The 24,097-nt window shown below is 65.2% G+C and carries 27 protein-coding genes and 3 tRNA genes; 24 read left to right on the top strand and 6 right to left on the bottom strand.

Annotated elements, in window-relative coordinates; all coding sequences use genetic code 11:
* The first annotated feature begins 9 nt into the window (after positions 1-9).
* From prmB to ACYVGS_RS01615, 3 genes are read left to right on the top strand one after another with little or no spacing between them, the layout of a single operon-like run.
* Complete coding sequence (prmB, locus tag ACYVGS_RS01625; protein ID WP_460586883.1) at positions 10-915, top strand: 50S ribosomal protein L3 N(5)-glutamine methyltransferase; 906 nt, start codon at positions 10-12, stop codon at positions 913-915.
* A gap of 37 nt (positions 916-952) precedes the next feature.
* Positions 953-2,062, top strand: a complete 1,110-nt coding sequence (aroC, locus tag ACYVGS_RS01620; protein WP_460586882.1) for a chorismate synthase — start codon at positions 953-955, stop codon at positions 2,060-2,062.
* Positions 2,063-2,064: 2 nt separating this feature from the next.
* Positions 2,065-2,283, top strand: a complete 219-nt coding sequence (locus ACYVGS_RS01615; RefSeq protein ID WP_460586881.1) for a hypothetical protein — start codon at positions 2,065-2,067, stop codon at positions 2,281-2,283.
* Between the two features lie 4 nt (positions 2,284-2,287).
* Here the strand turns inward: ACYVGS_RS01615 and ACYVGS_RS01610 are convergent, their stop codons facing one another.
* Positions 2,288-2,812, bottom strand: coding sequence for a glycine cleavage system transcriptional repressor (locus tag ACYVGS_RS01610; RefSeq protein WP_460586880.1), 525 nt, complete (start codon positions 2,810-2,812; stop codon positions 2,288-2,290).
* 72 nt (positions 2,813-2,884) lie between these two features.
* Between ACYVGS_RS01610 and ACYVGS_RS01605 the strand changes: the two genes are divergently transcribed.
* The 6 genes from ACYVGS_RS01605 to ACYVGS_RS01580 all read left to right on the top strand — a co-directional run bounded on the left by ACYVGS_RS01605 (position 2,885) and on the right by ACYVGS_RS01580 (position 7,712).
* On the top strand, positions 2,885-3,679 hold the full coding sequence (locus tag ACYVGS_RS01605; RefSeq protein WP_460586879.1) for a class I SAM-dependent methyltransferase: 795 nt from the start codon (positions 2,885-2,887) through the stop codon (positions 3,677-3,679).
* 4 nt (positions 3,680-3,683) lie between these two features.
* Positions 3,684-3,947 carry a YheU family protein gene (locus tag ACYVGS_RS01600; RefSeq protein WP_460586878.1) on the top strand — a complete coding sequence of 88 codons (264 nt, stop codon included), beginning with the start codon at positions 3,684-3,686 and terminating at the stop codon, positions 3,945-3,947.
* Positions 3,937-4,176 carry a sulfurtransferase TusA family protein gene (tusA, locus tag ACYVGS_RS01595; RefSeq protein WP_460586877.1) on the top strand — a complete coding sequence of 80 codons (240 nt, stop codon included), beginning with the start codon at positions 3,937-3,939 and terminating at the stop codon, positions 4,174-4,176. Before ACYVGS_RS01600 ends, tusA begins: the two co-directional genes overlap by 11 nt.
* Positions 4,173-4,751: an elongation factor P hydroxylase gene (locus tag ACYVGS_RS01590; protein WP_460586876.1), complete on the top strand. Its 579-nt coding sequence runs from the start codon at positions 4,173-4,175 to the stop codon at positions 4,749-4,751. The genes tusA and ACYVGS_RS01590 overlap by 4 nt, the downstream gene beginning before the upstream one ends.
* Positions 4,748-5,887: a 4-phosphoerythronate dehydrogenase gene (locus tag ACYVGS_RS01585; RefSeq protein WP_460586875.1), complete on the top strand. Its 1,140-nt coding sequence runs from the start codon at positions 4,748-4,750 to the stop codon at positions 5,885-5,887. The genes ACYVGS_RS01590 and ACYVGS_RS01585 overlap by 4 nt, the downstream gene beginning before the upstream one ends.
* 193 nt (positions 5,888-6,080) lie before the next feature.
* Positions 6,081-7,712, top strand: coding sequence for a diguanylate cyclase (locus ACYVGS_RS01580; RefSeq protein ID WP_460586874.1), 1,632 nt, complete (start codon positions 6,081-6,083; stop codon positions 7,710-7,712).
* Between the two features lie 141 nt (positions 7,713-7,853).
* Here ACYVGS_RS01580 and ACYVGS_RS01575 read toward each other — a convergent pair.
* From ACYVGS_RS01575 to ACYVGS_RS01565, 3 genes are all read right to left on the bottom strand, one after another.
* Positions 7,854-7,929, bottom strand: a tRNA-Gly gene (locus ACYVGS_RS01575).
* A gap of 20 nt (positions 7,930-7,949) precedes the next feature.
* Positions 7,950-8,025, bottom strand: a tRNA-Glu gene (locus tag ACYVGS_RS01570).
* A gap of 86 nt (positions 8,026-8,111) precedes the next feature.
* A complete protein-coding gene (locus ACYVGS_RS01565) occupies positions 8,112-8,540 on the bottom strand; it encodes a PA2817 family protein (RefSeq protein WP_460586873.1) in 429 nt (142 codons plus the stop codon).
* 24 nt (positions 8,541-8,564) lie between these two features.
* Here ACYVGS_RS01565 and ACYVGS_RS01560 point away from each other — a divergent pair, with 24 nt between their 5' ends.
* From ACYVGS_RS01560 to ACYVGS_RS01535, 6 genes are all read left to right on the top strand, one after another.
* A complete protein-coding gene (locus ACYVGS_RS01560) occupies positions 8,565-9,482 on the top strand; it encodes an ABC transporter ATP-binding protein (protein ID WP_460586872.1) in 918 nt (305 codons plus the stop codon).
* Positions 9,479-10,252 (top strand): ABC transporter permease, encoded by a 774-nt coding sequence (locus ACYVGS_RS01555; protein ID WP_460586871.1) that lies wholly within the window; start codon positions 9,479-9,481, stop codon positions 10,250-10,252. Before ACYVGS_RS01560 ends, ACYVGS_RS01555 begins: the two co-directional genes overlap by 4 nt.
* Positions 10,253-10,261: 9 nt before the next feature.
* The gene (gene queF, locus ACYVGS_RS01550) at positions 10,262-11,074 is read left to right on the top strand and encodes an NADPH-dependent 7-cyano-7-deazaguanine reductase QueF (protein WP_460586870.1); all 813 of its coding nucleotides are present in this window, start codon (positions 10,262-10,264) and stop codon (positions 11,072-11,074) included.
* A gap of 62 nt (positions 11,075-11,136) precedes the next feature.
* A tRNA-Ser gene (locus ACYVGS_RS01545) sits at positions 11,137-11,224 on the top strand.
* Positions 11,225-11,347: 123 nt separating this feature from the next.
* Positions 11,348-12,286, top strand: a complete 939-nt coding sequence (locus ACYVGS_RS01540; RefSeq protein ID WP_460586869.1) for an NAD(P)-dependent oxidoreductase — start codon at positions 11,348-11,350, stop codon at positions 12,284-12,286.
* A 15-nt stretch (positions 12,287-12,301) separates the two neighbouring features.
* The gene (locus tag ACYVGS_RS01535) at positions 12,302-14,602 is read left to right on the top strand and encodes a hybrid sensor histidine kinase/response regulator (RefSeq protein ID WP_460586868.1); all 2,301 of its coding nucleotides are present in this window, start codon (positions 12,302-12,304) and stop codon (positions 14,600-14,602) included.
* Here ACYVGS_RS01535 and ACYVGS_RS01530 read toward each other — a convergent pair.
* On the bottom strand, positions 14,599-15,852 hold the full coding sequence (locus ACYVGS_RS01530; protein WP_460586867.1) for an EAL domain-containing response regulator: 1,254 nt from the start codon (positions 15,850-15,852) through the stop codon (positions 14,599-14,601). The two genes, ACYVGS_RS01535 and ACYVGS_RS01530, sit on opposite strands and share 4 nt — an antisense overlap.
* Positions 15,853-16,008: 156 nt before the next feature.
* On the opposite strand from ACYVGS_RS01530, the gene ACYVGS_RS01525 reads away from it, so the two are divergent.
* Positions 16,009-17,136 (top strand): AI-2E family transporter, encoded by a 1,128-nt coding sequence (locus ACYVGS_RS01525; RefSeq protein WP_460586866.1) that lies wholly within the window; start codon positions 16,009-16,011, stop codon positions 17,134-17,136.
* A 1-nt stretch (position 17,137) separates the two neighbouring features.
* On the opposite strand, the gene ACYVGS_RS01520 is transcribed toward ACYVGS_RS01525, so the two are convergent.
* Positions 17,138-18,430: a spinster family MFS transporter gene (locus ACYVGS_RS01520; protein ID WP_460586865.1), complete on the bottom strand. Its 1,293-nt coding sequence runs from the start codon at positions 18,428-18,430 to the stop codon at positions 17,138-17,140.
* Positions 18,431-18,560: 130 nt separating this feature from the next.
* Here ACYVGS_RS01520 and moaC point away from each other — a divergent pair, with 130 nt between their 5' ends.
* The 8 genes from moaC (at position 18,561) to ACYVGS_RS01480 (ending at position 24,043) form a co-directional block, all read left to right on the top strand.
* Positions 18,561-19,052 (top strand): cyclic pyranopterin monophosphate synthase, encoded by a 492-nt coding sequence (gene moaC / locus ACYVGS_RS01515; protein WP_460586864.1) that lies wholly within the window; start codon positions 18,561-18,563, stop codon positions 19,050-19,052.
* Complete coding sequence (locus ACYVGS_RS01510; RefSeq protein ID WP_460586863.1) at positions 19,052-19,303, top strand: MoaD/ThiS family protein; 252 nt, start codon at positions 19,052-19,054, stop codon at positions 19,301-19,303. The genes moaC and ACYVGS_RS01510 overlap by 1 nt, the downstream gene beginning before the upstream one ends.
* Positions 19,304-19,306: 3 nt before the next feature.
* Complete coding sequence (locus tag ACYVGS_RS01505) at positions 19,307-19,771, top strand: molybdenum cofactor biosynthesis protein MoaE (RefSeq protein ID WP_460586862.1); 465 nt, start codon at positions 19,307-19,309, stop codon at positions 19,769-19,771.
* Between the two features lie 74 nt (positions 19,772-19,845).
* Positions 19,846-20,319, top strand: a complete 474-nt coding sequence (locus ACYVGS_RS01500) for a flavin reductase family protein (RefSeq protein WP_460586861.1) — start codon at positions 19,846-19,848, stop codon at positions 20,317-20,319.
* Between the two features lie 2 nt (positions 20,320-20,321).
* A complete protein-coding gene (locus ACYVGS_RS01495) occupies positions 20,322-20,864 on the top strand; it encodes an NUDIX hydrolase (RefSeq protein ID WP_460586860.1) in 543 nt (180 codons plus the stop codon).
* A 52-nt stretch (positions 20,865-20,916) separates the two neighbouring features.
* Entirely contained in the window at positions 20,917-21,393 is a 477-nt protein-coding gene (gene bcp, locus ACYVGS_RS01490) for a thioredoxin domain-containing protein (RefSeq protein ID WP_460586859.1), read from the top strand.
* Positions 21,390-21,875 (top strand): (2Fe-2S)-binding protein, encoded by a 486-nt coding sequence (locus ACYVGS_RS01485; RefSeq protein WP_460586858.1) that lies wholly within the window; start codon positions 21,390-21,392, stop codon positions 21,873-21,875. Before bcp ends, ACYVGS_RS01485 begins: the two co-directional genes overlap by 4 nt.
* Entirely contained in the window at positions 21,872-24,043 is a 2,172-nt protein-coding gene (locus ACYVGS_RS01480) for a xanthine dehydrogenase family protein molybdopterin-binding subunit (protein WP_460586857.1), read from the top strand. The genes ACYVGS_RS01485 and ACYVGS_RS01480 overlap by 4 nt, the downstream gene beginning before the upstream one ends.
* The last annotated feature ends 54 nt before the right edge of the window (positions 24,044-24,097 follow it).

The following is a 24,097-nucleotide window of genomic DNA, read 5'->3' as shown; positions in this document are numbered from 1 at the left end:
AGCGATAGCATGAGTAGGAGCGGACAGGCGAGCGTGGCCAGCGCGCTGGAGTCGGTGTCGGCGGCCCTGGAGAGCGCCGGGGTCTATTGTGGACACGGCACCGACAACGCCTGGGACGAAGCGGTGCAGCTGGTGTTGGCAGTGGCTGACCTGCCCGCGGACAGCGATGACAGCGTCCTCGGGCATCTCCTCGACGAGGCCCGTCAGGCCCGCCTGCAGGCGCTGCTGGACCGGCGTATCCGCGAGCGCGTGCCCCTGCCTTACCTGCTGGGCTGGGTGCATTTCGCCGGCCTGCACCTGCGCTGTGACCCGCGCGCCATCATTCCCCGCTCGCCGATCGCCGAGCTTGTGCTGGCTGACTTTCAGCCCTGGTACACCGGCCCCGAGCCGCTGCGTCTGCTGGACCTCTGCTGCGGCGGCGGTTGTCTCGGTCTCGCCGCCGCGCACTACCAGCCGGCGCTGGCGGTGGACCTGGTGGACCTGGACGCCGATGCGCTGGCCCTGGGGCGGGAGAATGCCGCCCTGCTGGGTGTGGGGGCCCGAACCCGGCTGCTGCAGTCGGACCTGTTTGCCGCGGTGGCGGGGCAGCGCTACGACATCATTGTCAGTAACCCGCCCTACGTGGATGCCGCGGACCTGGCCAGCATGCCCGCGGAATACCATCACGAACCCGCGCTAGCGCTGGGCTCTGGCGCCGATGGCCTGGATCTGACCCGGCGCATCCTGGCTGAGGCGGAGGATTACCTGGAGCCCAGCGGTCTGCTGGTGGTCGAGGTCGGCAACAGCTGGGAGGCACTCGAGGCGGCCTATCCCAGGGTGCCCTTTACCTGGCTGGAATTCGAGCACGGCGGGCACGGTGTATTTGTCATGACGGCCGCGGAACTGGCCGAACACCGGGCAAGCCTGCGGCAATAAGCGGTATACTTGTCACTTTTGCGGAGAACGAGGCAGCATGGCCGGTAATACCCTGGGGAAACTGTTTACCGTGACCACCTTTGGCGAGAGCCACGGGCCGGCGCTGGGTTGTATCGTTGACGGCTGCCCCCCGGGTCTGGCGCTGAGCAGCGCTGACCTGCAGACCGACCTCGATCGCCGCAAGCCGGGAACCTCGCGCTTCACAACCCAGCGTCGTGAGGCCGATGAAGTGCGCATTCTCTCGGGGGTTTTCGAGGGCCGTACCACGGGTACGCCGATCGGCCTGCTGATCGAGAATACCGACCAGCGGTCCAAGGATTACTCCAACATTGCGACGACCTTCCGCCCCGCTCACGCCGACTACACCTACCAGCAGAAATACGGTTTCCGCGACTACCGGGGTGGCGGGCGCTCCTCGGCCCGTGAGACGGCCATGCGGGTGGCGGCGGGGGCCATCGCCAAGAAATACCTGCGGGAGCGCTGCGGCATTCAGGTGCGCGGCTACCTGGCTCAACTGGGGCCGATCAGGATCAGTCAGCTGGACTGGGACCAGGTGGAACAAAACCCCTTTTTCTGCCCGGACCCCGATCGTGTGGCGGAGATGGCCGACTACATGGCGGCCCTGAACAAGCGCGGGGACTCCATCGGCGCACGTATCAACGTGGTGGCCAGTGGCGTCATGCCGGGGCTGGGCGAGCCGGTATTCGATCGCCTGGATGCTGACATCGCCCACGCCATGATGGGCATCAACGCCGTCAAGGGCGTGGAGATCGGTGCCGGTTTCGCGGTGGTCGAGCAGCAGGGTAGTGAGCACCGAGACCTGCTCACGCCCGGTGGCTTTGTCGGCAACCAGGCCGGCGGTGTGCTGGGCGGTATTTCCAGCGGCCAGGACATCACGGTCAGCCTGGCCCTGAAGCCCACCTCCAGCATTCGCCAGCCGGGTGCCAGTATCGACACTGCGGGGCAGCCCCTGGAGGTGGTGACCCACGGGCGTCACGATCCCTGCGTCGGTATTCGCGCAACTCCCATTGCCGAGGCCATGCTGGCACTGGTGTTGATGGATCACCTGCTGCGCCACCGGGGGCAGAACGCCGATGTCCAGTGCGAGACCCCGGTCATCCCCGCGGCAGCGCCGGAGCGGGGCTAGGTATGCGCCTGTTTCGCCGCGGTTACTTGCGCACGGCGGTGCTGGGTACGGCCGCCATGGGGGTGCTGGTCTGGGCGGCGGTGGATCGCTTCGAGGTGCCCGCGGAGCGGGTCTGGGAAATGTTCCAGGTAGCGCTGTTGCTGGTCGGCCTCCTGGTGCTGGCCGCCGCGCTGCCAGCGGCGCTCTGGGTGGCCTGGCGGCACTGGCGCAGCCCGCGCTGACAGCCTAGCCCGCGGGGCTGAGGTCGATGTCCAGGGTCATGGCGTCGGCGACGCTGTCCAGCGCGCCCTGCAGGGCCTCGAGGGTGGCGCCCGCCGGCAGTTCCGCCTCGATACAGGCGTGAAACAGCTGCTCTCCGCTCATCGGCGCGCTGCTGACTTCGCTTTCCATTTCCACCACGTTCAGTTGCTCGGCCGCCAGGGCGCGGCTGATTTCCCGGACAATACCCGGACGGTCGGGGCCCACGACGGTCAGGGTAACCCGCCGCTCGCCGCGGGGTGCGACCTCGCTGGCCGCCGGCGTGACGCGCACACTCAGACCGCTGTCGGCAAGGCCGCGCAGGGTCTCCTCCAGTCCGGGGCCCGCGCTTTCCGGCAGGTTGACCAGCACCAGGCCAGCGAACTTGCCGCCGAGCTGGGACAGCCGGCTCTCCAGCCAGTTGCCACCACTGCGCTCAATGGCGCTGGAGACGGCCTCGACCAGCCCCGGGCGGTCGTCCCCGATAAAGGTCACGATAAAAGCTGATTCCACGCTGCAGGCTCCACTTTGTGAGTTTGAGCCCGTATAGTAAACCGCCACGCCTTCAGGGATAAGGAGTTTGCCATGAAAACACTGCTCGGATTGTTGCTCGCCCTCGCGGTGCTGCCCGCGCACGCGCAGCTGGACTGGGATGCGGCACTGGCCGGTGAGCATCGCAGCGAAGCCAATCGCGCCCGCGATGACGCCCGGCACCCGCGGGAAACACTGGAGTTTTTCGGTTTGCGTGAGGGCATGACGGTGGTGGAGCTGTCCCCGGGTGGCGGCTGGTATACCGAAGTCCTGGCGCCGCTGCTGGTGGATAATGGCACCCTCTATGCCGCGCACTTCGGCCTCAACGCACCGGGCGCCTATTTCCGCAAATCCCTGGGCGGCTATTTGCAGAAGCTGGCGGCGAACCACGAGCTCTACGGCCCGGTCGTGGTCACGCAGTTGCAGCCCCCCGCGGAGACCACCGTCGCACCGGCCGGTTCGGCGGACCTGGTGGTGGCCTTCCGCAATGTCCACAGCTGGATGCGCAGTGACAGCCTCGACGCCGTGTTCCAGGCCGCCCATGCCGCGCTCAAGCCCGGTGGTGTGCTGGGTATTGTCCAGCATCGCGCCGAGGCCGGTCGCAGCGAGGAGCAGATGGCCAGCACCGGCTATGTGACCGAGGCCCACGTGATCGCCGCCGCCGAGGCCGCCGGCTTCACCCTGGACGGTCGCAGCGAGATCAATGCCAATCCGCGCGATACCCGCGATCATCCCCAGGGGGTGTGGTCACTGCCACCCTCACTGGTCGGTGGGGACGAGGGTCGCGAAGGCTTCATGGCCATCGGCGAGAGCGATCGCATGACCCTGCGCTTCCGCAAGCCGGAGTAAGCGCTTGGCGGCATTTCTGGACATTCCCCCGCTGGCGCTCAGCGAAGAAGCCCTGGAGGGTTTGCTTGAGGAGTTCGCCAGCCGCGATGGCACAGACTACGGCGAGCGGGAGCGCAGCCTGGCGGAGAAAGTGGCCGATCTGCGCAGTCAGCTGACCCGTGGTGAGCTCTGCCTGCTCTTCGACCAGGACAGCGAAACCTGGGACCTGTGCCCGCGGGAGGAGGCCCACCGACTGCTGCAGACACAGGATGCACCCGGTGACAGTTGAAGCGGAACACACCCTGGACACCTCGGGTCTGTTCTGCCCGGAGCCGGTGATGCTGTTGCACAACAAGGTCGCCGAGCTGCAGACGGGGGAGACCCTGCGGGTCATTGCCACCGACCCCACCACGCAACGCGACATTCCGCGTTTCTGTCGCTTTCTCGGGCACGAACTGCTGGTCGAGGAGGTCGCTGACGGGGTGTTTGTTTACCTGCTGCGCAAGGGGGCCGGGTGACGGCAGCCCAGCCAGTACCCCATTGTGCCGCTGCACTGGAGGCGATCTTTGATCGCTGCTTTGCCGGGAGTGAGGCGACGCGCCTGCGCGGCGGTGTCGACGAACCGCTGTATGTGCCCGCTTCCCCGGACCAGGGCCATGCCGTGATCTGGTACCGCGAGGATTATTTCGCGAGTGCGCTCCATGAGGTTTCCCACTGGTGTATTGCCGGCCCCGAGCGTCGGCGCCTGCCGGACTTTGGCTACTGGTATCACCCCGACGGGCGCAGCCCGGCACAACAGGCTGCCTTCGAGCGGGTGGAGGTCAGGCCCCAGGCGCTCGAGTGGTGCCTGTCGCGGGCTTGCGGTTTCCGCTTCCGGGTCAGTATCGACAACCTGATGGGGGAGGGGCCCGAGGCAGCGGATCACTCGCGCTTCGAGCGGGCCGTGGTGGTGCAGGCCAATGACTATCGAAAGCGTGGTCTGCCGCCACGCGCGGCGGTTTTCGCGAGCGCCCTGGCGCGACACTGGCAGTGCAGGGATCCCCTGGCGGAGTCATTCAGTCTGCTCGAGTTGCGGACGGGGCAGCCCGGATGACGGCACTGCGCATTGTGGCCGACAGTAACCTCCCCGGTGTGGAGACGGTGTTTTCACCCTGGGGCGAGGTGCGGCGGGTAGAGGGTCGGACGCTGCAGCGGGAACACCTGCTCGAGGCCGATGTGCTGCTGGTCCGGTCGGTGACCCGCGTCGATCGCGACCTCCTCGAGGGTACGCCGGTGCGCTTTGTGGGTAGCGGCACGGCGGGCCTGGATCACGTCGACCGCGACGGCTTGCGGGCCATGGGCATCGGTTTCGCCGCGGCCCCGGGTGCCAATGCCAACGCCGTGGTTGAATACGTGTTGGCGGTTGTCGGCGCGGTGGATGACTTTGCCGAGCGCCTGTTGAATGGCGGCCGCGTGGGTATTGTCGGGTGTGGCCACGTGGGGCGCACGCTCGCGGCGCGCCTGGATGCGCTGGGCATCGCCAACTGCCAGTACGACCCCTGGCTGGCGGAGGACAGGCTGCCGACGCCCGGCAGTCTCGCGGAGGTGCTGGCCTGCGATGTGATCAGTCTGCATTGTGAGCTCACCCGCCAGGCCCCCTGGCCCAGCTACCACCTGCTGGATGCTGCCTGTCTTGCGGCCCTGACTCCGCAACAGTTGCTGATCAATGCCTCGCGCGGTGCGGTGGTCGACAACCGCGCGCTGGCCGCGCGTCTGCGCGCCGCTGATGCCCCCCGTGCCGTGCTCGACGTGTGGGAGGCGGAACCCCGGGTGGATGCGGCACTGCTCGAACGCCTGGCGCTGGGCACGCCACACATTGCCGGTTACAGCCTGGATGCGAAGTGGGCAGCCACACGCCTGCTCGCCGATGCACTGGCCGAGTTTCTCGGTCGCGCCGGTGCCATGGCGGGTGCGCTTCCTTCACCCGAGACCATCGCGTTGCCCGGCCACCTGGCGGGTGCCGGCCTGTGGCGGGTGCTGCTCGGCAGTCGCTACGACCCGCGGGAGGACGACAGCGCCCTGCGTGCCCTGGTGAGCGCCTCGGAGCCAGCGCAGGTGCCCGCCGGTTTTGACGCCCTGCGTCGCCACTACCGCGAGCGCCGGGAACTGGCGGGCAGTCGCGTGCAGGTGGCGACGGAGCACCAGCGCGAATTTGCCGAGGCGCTGGGCTGTCAGGTGACTCTCGGCTGAGCGAGCCGCACGACCCGGCGTTCCCGTATTTGCTTCCTTGAACCCGTGTGGCTACCCTTGAAAGGAGTGGCAAAGTTGCCTGTTAAGTGGCTGATCGACGGACATATCCGTCAATAGACGCCGGCTTCAGCCACACCCAATGCCATTTTCGTGCATCCTCCATTCGCCCGGCCTTGCAGTTCCCCAATCGTTGATGAAGACACTCAAGCACAAACTGATCGTTTTTTTTATTGTCGCCCTGCTGATTCTCGGCAGCCTGACAGCCGTGACCCTGGTGATCACGCGTCAGGAGCAGGCCAACAATCGCCTGTCGGAACAGAGCGTCGAGCATCTGCTCTTGCTGGATAGCGTGGTGACAACCCTGTTCGAGGCGGAATCGAGCCAGCGGGCCTATGCCGCGACGGGCAGCGGAATTTTTCTGGTAGAGCACCAGGTGCAGCGAGACCACCTCGCCCGGGGCATTGCAGAGCTGGAAAGTGTTGCGAAGGCCCACAGCGAGACATCGCTGGCGCGGGATTTCGTCGGGCTGGTTCGCCAGCGCCTGGCGATGATGGACGAGTTGATACTCACCGTCGAGGCGCAGGGGAGTGATGCCGCAATCGACCAAATTGCGCTCGGCACTGGCAAGCGCCTTATGGATCAAATCCGCAATTCGGCATCCGCGCTCCTCGGTTTTGAACAAGACCAGATAACAGCGCGCAGCATGATTACCGAGCGACATTTGCAGCAACTGCTGGTGATGGTCCCGCTGGCATCCGGTGTAAGCATTGTGCTGTTCATCATCGCGATTGTCTTTACCCTCGCCGCGATGCGACGCAATCAGCGTCTGCTCGACGAGCTCGACAGCACCGGTCGGGACATCCGGGTCATTAATGAGCTCAGCAGCAGCCTGCAATCCTCGGAGAGTCGTGAAGACGCAGCAGCTATCCTCAGTCACTACCTGACGAGGTTGTTTCCCGCGTCTGCGGGTGGCCTGTACCTGATGCGCTCATCGCGCAACCATCTGGAGCTGGTGGCCACTTGGGGGGAGCCCGGTAGCGCCATGGCGGTGTCCATGGCGCCATCGGATTGCTGGGCGCTGCGCCTTGGCAGGACCTATCAGCGAAGCGGCGACAGTGATCTGCGTTGCCACCACCTGACCCTCGACGATCATTCCACCCTCTGTGTGCCGCTGACGGCACAGGGGGACATTGTCGGCATGATTCACATTGAGAGCTCTACCCTGGAGACGCTGGAGAAGATCAAACCTCTCGCCGAATTCACCGGCACCCACATCGGCGCAGCGCTCGCCGGTATCTCGCTGCGGGAATCCCTGAGACAGCAGAATATCCGGGACCCTCTGACGGGTCTGTTCAACCGCAGATACCTTGAGGAAACCCTGGACCGCGAACTCCATCGCGCGCGCCGCGGCAATACGCGGCTCAGCCTGATCATGCTGGATATCGATCACTTCAAGCAGTTCAACGATCATCACGGGCACCAGGCGGGCGACCTGCTGCTCAAGGAGTTCGGCAATAACCTCCGGGCCCATGTGCGGGGGCAGGATATCGCCTGCCGTTACGGTGGTGAGGAGTTCATGCTGGTGATGCCGGAGGCCAGCCTGGAAAATGCGGTCAAACGCGCCGAGACACTCCGCCAGAGCCTGGTGTCCCTGGCGGTCGATTACCAGGGCGCCAGGCTGCCGAGCATCACCGCGTCCTTCGGCGTTGCCGCCTACCCCCAGGATGGTGATGACGCTGAAACCCTGCAGCGGCTGGCTGACCGGGCGCTCTACCATGCCAAGGCCAGTGGCCGAGACCAGGTGGCCGTCGTCGCGGATCTCTAGGGGAAGTGAAAAGACTGGAGCGGGAAACGGCCGGGGTGGCGATCCACTTCGAACCGGCAACCTTCAGTCGCAGGGCAACATTCGGGTAGGAGGCAATGCCTGGAACGGTTCGGGTAGGGAGTAAAGTGGGGAGTTAAAGATTGGAGCGGGAAACCGGGTTCGAACCGGCGACCTCAACCTTGGCAAGGTTGCGCTCTACCAACTGAGCTATTCCCGCAACAAACGCTCTTATTTGAGTGGCGTCCCCTAGGGGGTTCGAACCCCTGTCCTCGCCGTGAAAGGGCGATGTCCTAGGCCACTAGACGAAGGGGACGCAGCGGTCTCAAACAAGAGGCGCGCATTTTAGGCAGCGGCCGGGGGGGCGTCAATACCCTGGGCAATAATTTTCCCGGCTTTGTGTCAGGCGAGGGGCAGGACGTCCCTGGCAGCAGCGTCCCAGTCCAGAGTTTCGCCGCGCGCCGCGGCGGCCTCGCGCCGGGCCTCCAAGGTCTCGAACCCTTCAATTTCCTCGTCCGTCAGCATCTGCAGGCAGTCGCTGCCGAGAAACCATAGCAGTGTGCGGGGCAGGGTGGGTGCGAACTCGGTGTGATGGGTGAACAGGCGCATGATCAGGCCGGGGCCGTCTTCGTAGATATCGGCCTCGCCGCGATCCACGGCGCAAAAGCCCTGTGCCAGTTGGCGCAGGGGCTCGTCTTCCTCCAGACTGCGGGTGCGCAATTCCAGGGTAGTGGCGAAGTCGTGCCAAAGTTGGCGGCAGTGTTGAAGGTAGCGGGCGTCATCCATCGTGTCGTGTACCGGGCCGATTGCGAGTACAATGGCCTGCTTCATTGATTGCGGAAAAAGTCGGGAGTCATGATACCAGCACTGACCATCGAAAACCTGCGCAAGTCCTATGGCAATGGCTTCGAGGCCCTCAAGGGCATCAGCCTGGAAGTGCAGCAGGGGGATTTCTTTGCGCTGCTTGGGCCAAACGGCGCAGGCAAGTCGACCACCATCGGTATCATTTGCTCCCTGGTCAGCAAGACCGGTGGCCGGGTTGCGGTCTACGGGACGGATATCGACCAGGACTTTCCGGGGGCCAAGAAGAATATCGGTATCGTGCCCCAGGAATTCAATTTCAACATGTTCGAGAAGGTCTTCGACATTGTCGTCAACCAGGCGGGCTACTACGGTCTGCCCCTGCCCGTGGCGGCGGAGCGCGCCGAAAAGTATCTGCGCGAGCTGGGCCTGTGGGACAAGCGTGACGTTGCGTCGCGCATGCTCTCGGGCGGGATGAAGCGGCGCCTGATGATTGCCCGTGCGCTGGTGCACGAGCCGCGCCTGCTGATCCTCGACGAACCCACTGCGGGCGTGGATATCGAGATGCGTCGCAGCATGTGGGATTTCCTCAAGAAGCTCAATGCCGAGGGCACCACCATCATCCTCACCACGCATTACCTGGAGGAAGCCGAGGCCCTGTGCCGCAATATTGCGATCATCAACCACGGCGAGATCGTCGAGCACAGCTCGATCAAGGAGCTGGTGCGCCGGCTGCACCGGGAGGTGTTTATCCTGGACTGCGTGGAAAGCCTGCCCGAGGTGGTGAGCCTGGAGGCCTTTACGGTACGACGCATGGACGAGCACACACTTGAGGTCGAGGTGGAAAAGGGTCAGACGATCAACCAGGTCTTCGATCTGCTCGATGACCGGGGTATCCGCATCAGCAGCATGCGCAACCGCGCCAACCGGCTGGAGGAAATGTTCGTGAACCTGGTAGAGGGGGCTGCATGACGCTGCAGGAGCAATACGTTGCATTCATGACCATCCTGCGCAAGGAGGTCAAGCGCTACCTGCGCATCTGGACCCAGACTCTGCTGCCATCGGCGATCACCATGTCGCTGTACTTCGTCATCTTCGGCTCGCTGATCGGCTCGCGCATCGGTGAAATGGACGGCTTCACCTACATGCAGTTCGTGGTGCCCGGCCTGATCATGATGGCCATCGTCACCAACTCCTACAGCAATGTGGTGTCCTCCTTTTTCGGCTCCAAGTTCAACCACAGCGTGGAGGAGCTGCTGGTTTCGCCCACGCCCAACTACGTGATCCTGCTGGGCTATGTGATAGGCGGTGTCAGCCGGGGCCTGTTGGTGGCCATTGTGGTGACCCTGGTGTCTCTGTTTTTCACCCACCTGCAGATCCACAACCTGCTGGTGGTGGTGGCCATCGTCACCATGACGTCGCTGCTGTTCGCGCTGGCGGGCTTCATCAACGCGGTTTACGCCAACAATTTTGACGACATTTCCATCATTCCGACCTTTGTGCTGACGCCGCTGATCTACCTCGGCGGGGTGTTCTACTCGATGGATCTGCTGCCGCCCTTCTGGGCCGCGGTGTCCAAGCTCAATCCCCTGGTCTACGTGGTGAATGCCTTCCGCTACGGCGTGTTGGGAATCTCGGACGTGAGCATCTGGATTGCCTTTGGCATGATCGGGCTGTTTACCGCCATCGCCTGGTTCTACAGCATGCATCTGCTGAACACCGGCAAGCGGCTGCGGCAGTAGGGGGTGGTGATGGAACAGGGTGACCTCCTGCTCGGGCGGCAGACGCCGGTTGTCGACCATTACGCTCCGGAGCTGCTCTATCCGATTCCCCGGCGCGAGGGCCGCGATGCCCTGGGCCTGGGCGAGCCGCTGCCCTTCGAGGGCGTGGACGTCTGGCACGCCTGGGAGCTGTCCTGGCTGGATGCTGCGGAGCGGCCCCAGAGCCGTATCGGGCGCTTCACCATTCCCGCCAGTTCGCCCAATCTGGTGGAGTCAAAGTCCCTCAAGCTGTACTTGAATTCGCTCAACAACGTGGTCTTCGACGATGACGCCGCCGCGCTGGCCTGCATCACGCGCGATGTCAGCGCGGTTGTGGGCGCACCCGTGGCGGTGGTTGCCTTCGCGCCGGATGACCCGGCCATGGCGGCGAGCCAGCCGACAGGCACCTGTATTGATGACAGTGATGGACGCTGGCCGCGCTGCGAGCCGGATGCGGGCCTGCTGGTGGCGGGTGATGATGTCGTTGAGGAGTCGCTGTTCAGCCATGGCCTGCGCTCCCTGTGCCCGGTAACCGGTCAGCCCGATTGGGCGACCTTGTGGCTGCACTACCGCGGTCGTGCACTGGATCACGGTGCCTTGCTGACTTACCTGCTGTCCTACCGTCAACACCGCGGCTTTCACGAACAGTGTGTGGAGCAGATCTTCCGCGACATTCACGCCGTCATCGCTCCCGAGTTCCTGCACCTGCAGGCCTTCTACACCCGCCGCGGCGGCCTCGACATCAATCCCTTCCGCAGCAGCGGGGGCGCTGCACCGCCCTGGTGGCGTCTGGCGCGGCAGTAAGTGACAAACGGCCTCTTGGGGCTGGTAAACAAGGCGCGTTGTGGTATGATGCGCGCCCTCACGGTGAGGTGGCCGAGTGGTCGAAGGCGCACGCCTGGAAAGTGTGTAACGGGAAACCGTTCGAGAGTTCGAATCTCTCCCTCACCGCCATATCCAAGCAGAAGGGTCCCGCAAGGGGCCCTTTTGCGTTTTACGGCCCGCAGCGGCATCATCCTTCCCAACGTGATTGCGAGTCGCGGCCTTCCGTCGCGACCCCTGGTGAAAGGATACGCCATGCCCCTGCGCTTGCTGACTGATCTCGAAATTCCCCAACTTGAGGAAGACCTCGCGCCCCTGGGCGGGCAAGTGGAGCTGGTGCGCCTCGGCCAGCTGGAGCAGCTGCCCGCATCCGTCACCGGGGATGTCCTGCTGACCACGGCCTTTGCGGGGCGTCACCGCGAAGCGCTGCTGGCGCCGGAGCGGGGGGTTCGCTGGGTGCACGTCTACGGCACCGGTGTCGATGGCTTTCCGCTGGCGCAGGTACAGGGGCGGCAGCTGACCTGCTCCCGGGGAGCCGCGGCAATTCCGATTTCGGAGTGGGTCATGGCCATGCTGCTCGCGGATGCCAAGCAGCTACCGGCGAGCTGGGTGAAGGAGCCGCCCGAGCGGTGGTATTTCGCTTCCCTGGAGGTCCTGCACGGCAGGCATCTGGGGCTGCTGGGGCTGGGCACCATCGGCGAGGCCGTGGCCGAGCGCGCCGCGGCCTTTGGCATGCGTGTCAGTGCCCTGGTGCGCTCACCCCGCGATCTTCCCCAGGGTATCGAGGGTGTGGCGGACGAACGGGCACTGCTCGCCGACTGCGACTACCTGGTGCTGGCGGCGCCGGCAACGCCGGAAACTCACCACTGGCTGAATCGGGAGCGCCTCTCCATCGCGCGCCCCGGTCTGCGTGTGGTGAATATTGCGCGCGGTAGCCTGGTGGACCAGGAGGCGCTGCACTGGGCCCTGGAAGCGGGCATTGTCGCCCGCGCCTACCTGGATGTGGTCGACCCCGAGCCCCTGCCCGAGGGGCACTGGCTGTACGCTCACCCGCGAGTGCACCTGAGTCCCCATATTTCCTGGAGTGACCCCATGGCGCATCAGCGCCTGATGGCACCCTTCCTGCGCAATCTCGAACGTTTCCTGGCCGGTCAGTCACTGCAGGGCGAGGTCGATACCCGCGCGGGCTACTGAGGAGGGAGCGTCAGCATGCGTGACGAGGAGCGAGCCGCAGCACACCTGGCCCGATTTGCCGGCCGGGTGGCGAAGCTGGGTTACTGGCGTGCCGAGATTGATGCCGGTACCGTGGTGTGGTCCGAGGAGACGGCGCAGATTCACGAGCACTCGGGGGATCGCGTGGTGTCCCTGGAGTACGCCCTGTCCTTCTATTCGCCGGGGGACCGCGCAGCGATCCAGCAGGCCTTCAGGCGCTGTGTCGAGCGGGGGGAGCCCTATGATCTGGTGGTCAGGCTGCATGCCCGCAGCGGGGTGAAGCGGCATGTGCGCGCCATTGGCGAGCGCGACGGAGGCAGCGGGGAGCCGGGGCTCGCAGTTCACGGCGCCTTTCAGGATGTCTCCGATCTGATGCAGGCCCGCGAGGAGACCCAGCGCCTGTCGAATACCCTGTATCACACCCTGGAGGGCATGCGCGATGCCTTCTTCCTGCTGGACCGGCAGCAGTGTTTTATCTACCTGAACCCACTGGCCGAGGAACTGTTGCAGCACTCCCGCGACGAGCTTTTGGGGCGGGTGATCTGGGATGTGTTTCCCGAGGCTGCGGCGCTCGGCCTGCAGGAGCTCTACGCGGAGGCGCTGGCCGGGGACAGTCAGGCTACCCGGGAAGTGTTTTTCCCCGCGCCGTCCAGCTGGTTCGAGGTCACGGCAAATCCAACCCCGGAAGGGCTGGCGGTCTCGGTGCGCAATATCGACCGGCGCAAGACTCTCGAGGCTGCCGCCAGCCACAATGAGGAGCGTTTCCGCCTGCTCGCCCGGGCCACCAACGATGTGATCTGGGACTGGGATCTGCGCGCCGACCGGATCTGGTGGAATGACGCCGTCGAGTCCTTTTCCGGTTATCCGGTCAAGGCGCTGAGCGGGGGTGAGGCGGCCTGGGCTCGCTGCGTCCACCCCGACGATGTGGAGCGGGTGACCGGCAGTCTGCACGCGGTGATCGCGAGCAAGGGCGATCACTGGGAGGAGGAGTACCGCTTCCTGCACGCGGACGGGCGCGCGCTGACGGTGATCGACCGCGCCTTCCTCGTACGCGACGAGAGCGGCCGCGCGGTGCGCATGCTGGGCTCCATGGTCGACGTCACCGAACGTCGCAACCTCATGGAGCGGGTCAACCAGTCCCAGCGTCTGGAGGCCATTGGCCAGTTGACCGGCGGGGTGGCGCATGACTTCAACAACCTGCTGACCGTAATTCTCGGCAATACCGAGTTGCTCAGCGAGCAGCTGGAGGACCGGCCGCCGCTGAAAGCCCTCGCGGATATGACGGTGAAGGCCGGCGGACGCGCCGCGGAGCTTACCAGCCATTTGCTGGCCTTTGCCCGCCGGCAGCCACTGGCGCCGCGCCAGGTCGATGTTAACCGCCTGGTGGGGGGCATGGAGGGCCTGCTGCGACGTACGGTTACCGAAGATATCGAGATCGAGTGGATTCGTGCAGGCGGCTTGTGGCCCGCCGAGGTGGATCCCGGTCAGCTCGAGTCCGCGGTACTTAACCTGGCCATCAATGCCCGCGATGCCATGCCCGACGGTGGCCGTCTGACCATCGAAACCGCCAACAGCCGGCTCGATGATGACTACGCGGCGACCAATCCCGGCGCCATACCCGGTCAATATGTCATGGTTTCGGTGTCGGATACCGGCAGCGGGATGACAGCCGATGTTGTCGCGCATGCTTTCGAGCCCTTTTTCACCACCAAGCCGGCAGGCAAGGGCAGTGGCCTGGGTCTGAGCATGGTCTACGGCTTCGTCAAGCAGTCGGGGGGCTTCGCCAAGATCTACACGGAGCTTGGTGAGGGCAGCACGGTTCGTTTGTATTTCCCGCGTGCCTCGGCCCGCGACGAGGCGGCCAGTGCGACGGCACCCGAGCTGTCGGTGATGGGCGGTAGCGAGCACGTGTTGGTGGTGGAGGACGATGCGCTGGTGCGTGAGCATGTCGTGTCACTGCTGCAGGGCCTGGGTTACCGCGTCAGTGAGGCGGCTTCCGGGGAGGGCGCCCTGCAGGCGCTGGCGCGGAGCCCGACAGTGGATTTGTTGTTTACCGACGTAGTGATGCCAGGTGGCATGAGCGGTCGGCAGCTGGCGGAGGAGGCGACCCGGCGCTACCCCGGGCTGAAAGTGCTGTATACCTCGGGCTATACGGAAAACGCCATTGTTCACCAGGGGCGTCTGGACCAGGGGGTCCAACTGCTCTCCAAGCCCTACCGGCGTCAGCAACTGGCGCTGAAAGTGCGCAAGGTGCTGGATGACCAGGGCCCTCGGGAGCGGCCGCGGGGCGCGGATTAGCTGGCGTCGTTGTCTGTCGGGTCGCTACTGCCGGCGTGGGCGCGGCACCAGGCCAGGGCGTCGTCGCCGTACATGGGGCGGGCGATGTAGTAGCCCTGGGCCAGGTCGCAGCCGACCTCGCGCAGAAATTCCAGTGTGGCCAGTTCCTCCACCCCTTCGGCGGTCGCGCGCATATCCAGGTTGTGGCCGAGCTCGACAATCGAATGGATGGCGGTGCGCGATTCCCGCGAGCGGTTGGCGCTCATGACGAAGGTCTTGTCCACCTTGATCTCGGAGAAGGGGAGACGCACCAGCTGCGCCATGGAGGAGTAGCCGGTGCCGAAGTCATCCAGGGAGAGCTGGAAACCTTTCATGCGCAAGCGTGTCATCAGGTCGAGTGACGTGACCGGATCGTCCATGGCGCTGGTTTCCGTGAGTTCGAGAATCACCTGGTCACAGTCGATTGCATGGTGCCGGCAGAGATCCTGGAGCGTGTCGGCGAAATCGATGTCATGCAGGTTCTTCGCCGACAGGTTGAAGGACAGGGTGGGGCGCGAGGCGTCTGCCGCTTCTCCCTCGCCAGCTCCGTAGCAGGGGCGGCAGGCCTTGAAGTGGTTGCTGAACCACGCCAGCCCCTGTTGCAGCACTTCCCGGGTAATCAGGTCCATCAAGCCCAGGCGCTCGGCACGGGGAATGAAGCGGTCGGGCATGATGACCCCGTGCTCCGGGTGGTGCCAGCGCAGCAGCGCCTCGAAGCCGGCCAGTCGGCCGTGGCCGCAGTGTACTTTGGGCTGATAGGCCAGTCGGAACTGGTCGCTCTCCAGGGCCAGCATCAGCTGTCTCTCGGAGACCATGGGCTCACTGGTGGGGAACGGCGCACTGGCTGCCGGTGCATTTGGACGCGCGCCGATGATCAGCTTGCGCAGCTCGAGGCTGGAGAAGGGTTTCGGCACCGCGCCGATGATATTCAGGCCGTGTTCCAGGGCCGAGCGCTCGGCCGCCCCGAGGACACGTCCGCCCAGCCCGCTGATCACGATAATTTGAGCCGAGCACTCGCGCTCAGCCAGCCGGCGCATGACCTCGACCCCATCCATGTCCGGCATCACCATGTCCAGGGCGATGAATTCGGGCATGCGCCGGTCGATTTCCTCGAAAAACGCGCTGGCTGTGGGTGTGATCACCGGTTCCAGCCCAACCGAGCCGACTACCAGCGCCACGGTCTGCGCCACATCGGGCTCGTCGTCGAGTATGACAATACGGCCGGTGTTCACGGCTGACTCGGTTCTGGCATCTGTGTTGTCATGCGCTCAGTTTTCATGCCAAAGTGCGTCCGGGTATGGCATTGCCTGTCTACCTGTCTGGGGTGCTTCCGTTCGCGGAGTGTGGGGGTCTGTCCAGAAAGCGTCAAGTTTAATGGAGTACTTGGAATGAATTTACCGGGCCCGGGCAATTCCGCGGACGAGGCGGAGCATGCGGCGCTGGAGCGGCGCTCTTTTCTCGCACTCCTGCTTGCCGTCAGCCTGCTCTTCATGGCCCTGTTGGAGCCCTTTTTCAGCGCCATTTTCTGGGCCTGTGTGTTTGCCATTCTGTTTTCGCCGCTGCAGCAGCGGCTGCAGCGGCGCATCACCAGCCCCAGCGCGGCAACCCTGGTGACGCTGCTCGTGGGCATGACCATCGGTGTGCTGCCCGCGGTATTTCTGTTTACGTCGTTCGTTCAGGAGGGCGCGGCGCTGTACCAGAAACTCCAGAGTGGGGAGATCGACCCGGCCCGCTATCTCGAGCAGATTCGCGGGGCCTTTCCCGTCGTGCAAAACCTGCTGGATCGCTTCGATGTGCGCCTGGATGCCCTCCTGGAGCAGCTCTCGGGCATTGCCCTGAGCGGCAGCCGTCAGCTTGCGCAGAATGCCTGGCAGGTCGGACAGAACACGCTGCAGTTCTTCGTTCAGCTGGCGATCATGTTGTACCTGGCTTTTTTCGCGTTGCGCGACGGCCACTACCTGGTCGATCTGCTGGTGCGCGCACTGCCGATTGGCGACCAGCGGGAGCGGCAGCTGCTGGGCAAGTTTGCCGAGGTGACTCGCGCCACGGTCAAGGGCAACCTGATGGTGGCCGTGGTTCAGGGCAGCCTCGGTGGCCTGATCTTCTGGGTGCTGGATATTCCCGGGGCATTGCTCTGGGGGGCCGTGATGACCCTGCTCTCGCTGATTCCGGTAGTGGGGGCCAGCCTGATCTGGGCCCCGGTTGCCGTCTACCTGTTCGCCGTCGGCGAATGGCAGGAAGGGGCGGTGCTGGTGGCCTTTGGCGCCGGGGTGATTGGCCTGGTGGACAATGTCCTGCGCCCGATACTGGTCGGACGGGATACCAAACTGCCGGATTTCGTGGTGCTGCTTTCAACCCTGGGGGGCTTTGCCCTGTTCGGCATGAATGGCTTCGTTATCGGGCCGCTGATAGCGGCCCTGTTCGTGGCCTTCTGGCAGATCTTCATGCTGGAGTTCTACGCCGAGCCCGCGGGGCCACCGGAATCGCCGGCGGTGTCCGAGGACGGGGTGGCCTGACTCACGCCACCGCCAGGCCCTCTTCCCGGCGCCGTTCGAGGTCGGCGGGCAGCTGCCGCGCTGCCAGCCAAAGCAGGCCCAGTGCCACCAGGCCAGTCATGGCGCTGATCACCATGGCGTAGCGCAGACTTTCGGTGCCGAAACGGGGGGCCAGCAAGTCGCTGGCGAGGCCGGTGAGGAAGGGGCCCAGGCCCAGGCCGATGATATTCAGCACGAAAAACAGGATGGCCGAGGTCAGGGCGCGCATGGCCGGAGGTACCAGGGCGTGGGAGATGGCGATGCAGGGCCCGAGATACAGGGTGGTGAGGAGGTTGGTCACCACCAGGACGCTCAGAACCAGCGCGGTGTTGCTGCCCAGCAGCACGTAGAAATAGGGAAAAAAGGCGGTCGCGCCACCCACCAGCGGCACCCACAGGTACCAGCGTGGGTCCCGGGCGCCCAGGCGGTCCCCCAGGTAGCCTCCGAACCAGGTGCCCAGCGCGCCGGTGACACCCGATACCAGGGCCAGAATGACTCCCACTTCGCCGATGCCCAGGCCGTGGCTGCGAATCAGAAATGATGGAAAGAAGTTGCCGACGCCGTAACTGACAAAGGAAGTCAGCGCGCAGGCGAAGCAGATGTACCAGAAGGAGGGGCGGTTGCGCAGTACCCTCAGCGTCTCGCGCAGGCTGGGTTGTCGCTGGCTGTCACCGCCGCCGTCCCAGCGTCCCCGGGGGGGCTCCCTCACCGTGAAACGCAGGACAAGCGCGAACAGGACGCCGGGTATCCCCACCACCAGGAAGGCCGTGCGCCAGCCAAAGGTATCGGCGATGACCCCGCCGAACATGAAGCCCAGCAGGATGCCGATGTAGATCCCGGTGGAATAGAACGACAGTGCGCGACCACGCTGCTCGGGCGGGAAGTAGTCGCTGATCATGGAGTGCGCTGGTGGGCTGCCACCGGCTTCGCCGAGCCCGACCCCGATGCGGGCCAGCAGCAACTGCGTGTAGTTCTGGGCAAAGCCGGAGAGGGCGGTCATCCCGCTCCACACCGCGAGAGCCAGGGAGACGATGTTGCGCCGGTTGCTGCGGTCGGCCCACCAGGCAATGGGAATGCCGGCGGTAACGTAGATCAGGGCAAAACTGAAGCCGCTGAGCAGGCCCAGCTGGGCATCGCTGAGCCCCATGTCGGCCTTGATAGGCTCCTGGAGTATGACCAGGATCTGGCGGTCAATGAAGTTGAAGGCGTAGACGATCGTGAGCATGACCAGCACGAATCGCCTGTAGCCGGTGGAGGCATCCCGGGACTGAGGCACGCTGCTATCCTTATCGTTATTTATCAGACTACTGTAAGGGAATCGCGACCCGGGACAAAGCCCGACGGTGCATTCCCGGGGGTGATTGGATACACTCGCGGCTTGCGCAATCAGGATACCGAGGACAGGCATGGCCGAATTGACCCACCTCGATGCCACCGGCACGGCGCGCATGGTGGACGTGGGCGACAAGCCAGTGACCACCCGCGAGGCTCTCGCCGAGGCGGTGGTCGAGATGCAGGCAGAAACCTTCGCGCTGCTGCAGCGCGGCGGACACGCCAAGGGCGACGTGCTGACAGTGGCGCGTATTGCCGGCATCCAGGCGGCGAAACGCTGCGCCGACCTGATCCCCTTGTGCCACCCGCTGCCCCTGAGCAAGGTGGATATCGATTTTCATCTGGACGAAGCGGCACATTGTGTCGGTATCCGCGCCCTGTGCCGGGTAAACGCCCGCACCGGTGTGGAGATGGAGGCGTTGACCGCGGCTTCTGTCGCCGCACTCACGATTTACGACATGTGCAAGGCCGTCGACCGCGGCATGCGTATCCGCGATCTCGGGCTGGCCGAGAAGCGTGGCGGCGCGTCCGGGCACTGGGTTCGCGACGGGGGCGGCGCGGACTGATGCTGGCCGTGCGCTTTTTTGCCAGCCTGCGCGAGCGCCTCGACTGTGCGGCGCTGACCCTGGATTGGCAGCCCGAATGGGCCTGCATCGCCGACTTGCATGCGGCATTGATGGCGCGGGGTCCGCTTTGGGCGGAAGCCCTGGATAAGCCGGATCTGCGCTGCGCGCGCAACCAGCAGGTGGCCGATCTGCAGGCCCCCCTGGAAGATGGCGACGAGGTGGCTTTTTTCCCGCCGGTGACCGGGGGCTGAGGGATGACTGGGCGTTTCTGGAGTCGTGTACAGACGCCGGCCCTGGACCCCGCGGCCCTGGAGCAGGCACTGGCTGCGGCCAGTCCCGAGGCGGGTGCCGCGGTCACCTTTATCGGCAGGGTGCGCGGGTTGGACGGCGGTCGCGAGGTCGCTGGCCTGGAGCTCGAGCACTATCCGGGCATGACCGAGGCCAGCCTCGCGGCCTTGATCGACAGGGTGCGCGAGCGCTGGACCCTGGCGGCGGCGGCGGTGGTGCACCGGGTCGGCTTCGTGGCTGCCGGGGAATGTATTGTCTGGGTCGGGGTGAGTGCCGCTCACCGCGCCGACGCCTTTGCCGCCTGCGAGTGCCTGATGGATTACCTGAAGACCGAGGCGCCCTTCTGGAAGAAGGAGCACGGCCCGGGGGCAGCCCGCTGGGTCGAGGCGAGAAAGGCAGATGAACAGCGGGCTTCGCGCTGGCGGCGGTGATCGCCCGGGCGCTGTCGACCGTAGATTGATTTTAGCCAGATCCCCCCGGGGGGATTCAACCACAGGAGATGACTATGCAACTGGATGGGCGCGAGCTGCGCAATGCACTGGGACGCTTTGCCACGGGGGTATGCCTGATTACCACCGTCAACGAGGAGGGCGAGGCGCTGGCGCTGACGGCCAACTCCTTCAGCTCGGTGTCCCTGGAGCCGCCGCTGGTGCTGTGGAGCCTGCAGAACAACTCGGACGTGTACCACATCTACTCCGGGGCCAAGCGCTACGCCATCAATGTGCTCTCCGACGGCCAGCAGGAGCTGTCCAATCGCTACGCCCGCAAGGGCGATCACGGTCTCGAAGCGGGCCATTACCGGATGGGCGACAGCGGCGCGCCGATCATCGAAGGGGCTCTGCTGAGCCTGGAGTGCAGTCTGGAAGCGGCGCACCCCGGTGGCGATCACATCATTCTGGTGGGTCGGGTCGAGGGGGTTCACCTCGCCGAAGGTGACCCGCTGTTGTTCTACGGCGGCGCCTACCGCGCCCTGGCCTGAGCATGAAGTACTGCACCTGGTGCGGCGCCAGCGTCACTCTGCGCATCCCCGAGGGTGACGACCGCGAGCGCTATGTCTGCACCGCCTGCGAGGAAATCCACTACATCAACCCGCGGGTGATCGTGGGCTGCCTGCCCGTTCACGAGGGCAGGGTGTTGCTGTGCAAACGGGCGATCGAGCCGCGCCGCGGCTACTGGACCCTGCCCGCCGGTTTCATGGAGAACGGCGAGACCAGCCAGCAGGGCGCGGCCCGGGAAACCTGGGAAGAGGCCCGTGCCCGGGTGCAGAATATGGAGCTCTACCGCCTGTTCGATGTCCCGCACATCAACCAGGTCTATCTGTTCTACCGCTGCGACCTGGTTGACGGTGTTTTCGGGGTGGGCCCCGAGAGCACCGACAGCGGCCTGTTTAGCGAGAGCGAGATACCCTGGGACGAGATCGCCTTCCCGGTTGTGCGGGAAACGCTGCGGGAGTATTTTGAGGACCGGCCCGATGGCGAATTTCCGGTGCGCATTTCCGCGATCGAGCGACGCGGGCGTCTCTGAAACCGGCTTTGCCCGGCGGCATGCCCCGGCAGAAACAAGGAGAAAAGCAAGCATGGCATTCCCCAAGATCGGCAATCTGGCTCCGGCCTTCACGCTGCCGGACCAGGATGGTAACAAGGTCAGCCTCCGGCAGTTCCGTGACGACAAGAATGTCGTGCTGTATTTCTACCCCAAGGCCATGACGCCGGGTTGTACCGTGCAGGCCTGCGGTCTGCGCGACGCCAGGGCGGAGCTGGAAGCGCTCGACACGGTGGTTCTTGGCGTCAGCCCCGATCCGGTGTCGCGGCTGGGCAAGTTCATCGACAAGCAGTCGCTCAACTTCACGCTCCTGTCCGACGAGAACCACGCGATCGCGGAAAAGTACGGCGCCTGGGGCTTGAAGAAGTTCATGGGGCGCGAGTTCATGGGGATTCTGCGCACCACCTTCATTATCGGCAAGGACGGACGGCTCAAGCACGTCATGGACAAGGTCAAGACCAAGACCCACCACGATGATGTGCTGGCGCTGATCCGCGAGTTGCAGCTGTGAGCAGTGTCGAATTCCAGTTGAATGGCCAGCCGGTAGCCATCGAGGCCGACCCGTCCATGCCCCTGCTCTGGGCCCTGCGCGAGAATTTGCGCATGACTGGCACCAAGTTCGGCTGTGGCATGGGGCTGTGCGGTGCCTGCACCGTGCACGTGGACGGTGTCGCCACCCGCAGTTGCACGCTGCCGCTGCAGGGGGTTGCCGGGCGTTCCGTCACCACCATTGAAGGCCTGGATGCCGAGCACCCACTGTTTGCCGCCTGGGTCGAACACAAAGTGCCCCAGTGTGGCTATTGTCAGTCGGGGCAGGTGATGGCTGCCGCCGCACTGCTGGCGGAGAATCCGTCGCCGGATCGCCAGCAGGTGCGCAACGCCCTGTCGGGCAACCTGTGCCGTTGCGGCACCTACAACCGTATCCAGAATGCGGTGCTCGGCGCCGCCGAGGTGGGCCACTGGGAGCCCGGGGCCGAGGAGGAGCAAGCGTGAAGCTCTCGCGTCGACAGTTTATTCGCAATGTTTCCGTGGCCGGTGGGGCGCTCACCCTGGGTTTCCACCTGACGGGCTGTTCCGACCGCCCCCTGGTGGTGGGCGAGCCGGAGGATTTCCGCCCCAATGCCTTCCTGCGCATTGACCCGGAAGGTGCCATCACCCTGCAGATTCCCAAGGCGGAAATGGGGCAGGGGATCGTGACCGGCATGGTGACGCTGGTGGCCGAGGAGCTGGAGGTGTCGCCACAGCGCATCGACTGGGAGATGGCCCCGGTACACAGCGCCTTTGCCGACCCCGAAATGCAGTTGCAGATTACCGGGGGCAGCGCCTCCATCCGCGTGTTCTACGATGTCCTGCGCCAGGTCGGTGCCTCCGCCCGCGAAACCCTGGTGGCTGCGGCCATGCAGCAGAGCGGGCTGCCGCGGCAGAGCCTCGAGGTGAGTGACGGCGAAGTGCTGGCCAGCAACGGCAGCTACCGCGCCACCTATGCCCAGCTGGTGCCCCTGGCGGGCAGTCTGCCGGTGGTGGAGGACGTGGCCCTGAAAACCGCGGACCAGTTCCGCTGGATCGGTCGCTACGACGAGCGTGTCGATGCCCGCGTCAAGTCGGACGGCAGTGCCCGCTTCGGCATCGACGCCGCGCCACCGGACGCCCTGGTTGCGGTGCTGTTGCGCTGCCCCTGGTTCGACGGCAGCGTCGAGGGCTTCGAGGCCGAGGCGGCGCGGAGCATGCCGGGGGTGGTGGATATTTTTGCCACCGATTACGGCGTCGCGGTGGTGGCCGAGGGCTACTGGTACGCGCGTCAGGCCGCCGCAAAGGTCGAGGTTCGCTTCACCGGTCCCGAGGGCGAGCTGCGCGACAGCGAGGCGATCTCCTCCGCCATGCAGGCCGCGCTGGACGCCGATGACTTCGCCAGTATCCGCGAGGATGAATCCAGCCGCGAGGCCGGCGGCAAGCTGCTGCGCTCGCGCTACGAGCTGCCCCTGCTGGCGCACGCGCCCATGGAGCCCCTGAATGCCACCTGTCGCCTGCGCGACGGCCACTGCGAAATCTGGGTGGGCAGCCAGGCACCGGATATTGCCCGCGATGCGGCCTCCCGCCAGCTGGGCATTCCCCGGGAATCGGTGCGGGTCTACAACCAGTATCTCGGCGGTGGCTTCGGGCGCCGTGCCGCGGCGGACAACGTGGCCGAGGTGGCGGCGATCGCGCAGCATGTGCAGCGCCCCGTCCAGTTGGTCTGGAGTCGCGAGGACGATATCCAGCACGATCACTACCGGCCGCCCTTTGCCGGTGAGCTGCAGGCGCGAGTGCATCCCGACGGTGTCGTCTCCCACTGGCGCCACCGTTTGGTTGGCCCCAGCATCAACCAGTTCATGATGCCCGAGCTGGCCAAGGCGATGCTGCCCCAGTGGGTCCCCGGGGGGGCGCGCCAGCTGATCGGCACGGTCGTGGCCAGCGAGGACTTCGCCTCGGTGGAGGGCGCCGACAGCCTGCCCTACCAGTTCGATGGTATCCAGGTTGAATACCACAACCTGCCCATTCCGGTGCCGCTGGGCTACTGGCGTTCGGTGGGCCACAGCCATACGGCCTTTGTCGTCGAGAGTTTTGTCGACGAACTGGCCCATGCGGCTGGCGAGGATCCGCTTGCTTTCCGTCGCCGCCACCTGCCGGAGGGCTCCCGCGAGCGCCGTGTCATGGAGGCGGTGGCGCGCGCCGCCGGGTGGGGAGAGGCCGCGCCGGGGCGCTATCAGGGCCTCGCCGTACACGCCTCCTTCCAGAGCTATGTGGCGGAAGTCGTGGAAGTCTCCCTGCAGGACGGCAAGCCGCGCATCGAGCATGTCTACTGCGCCATCGATTGCGGTCAGGTGATCAATCCGCAGATCGTCAAGGACCAGATGGAAGGCGGCATCGCCTTTGCCCTGAGTGCGGCCCTCTCCGGCGAGATCACCCTGAAGGGTGGGGCGGTGCAGCAGAGCAATTTCCACGATTACGGCATGCTACGCCACACTGACATGCCGGATGTAACCGTGGTGCTGGTGGACAGCGACGCGCCGCCCACCGGGGTGGGTGAGCCGGGTACGCCCCCGGCCGCCCCCGCCCTGGCCAATGCCCTGTTTGCCGCCACCGGCGAGCGGCAGCGACGGCTGCCCCTGCAGCTTGGCTGAAATCGGCTGAAGACCCCCGCCCCGGGCGGGGGTTTTCAGGAGTCGCAGAAAGCG

This window comes from Haliea atlantica, assembly GCF_054779855.1.
This window is presented reverse-complemented; position numbering and strand designations above follow the sequence as displayed.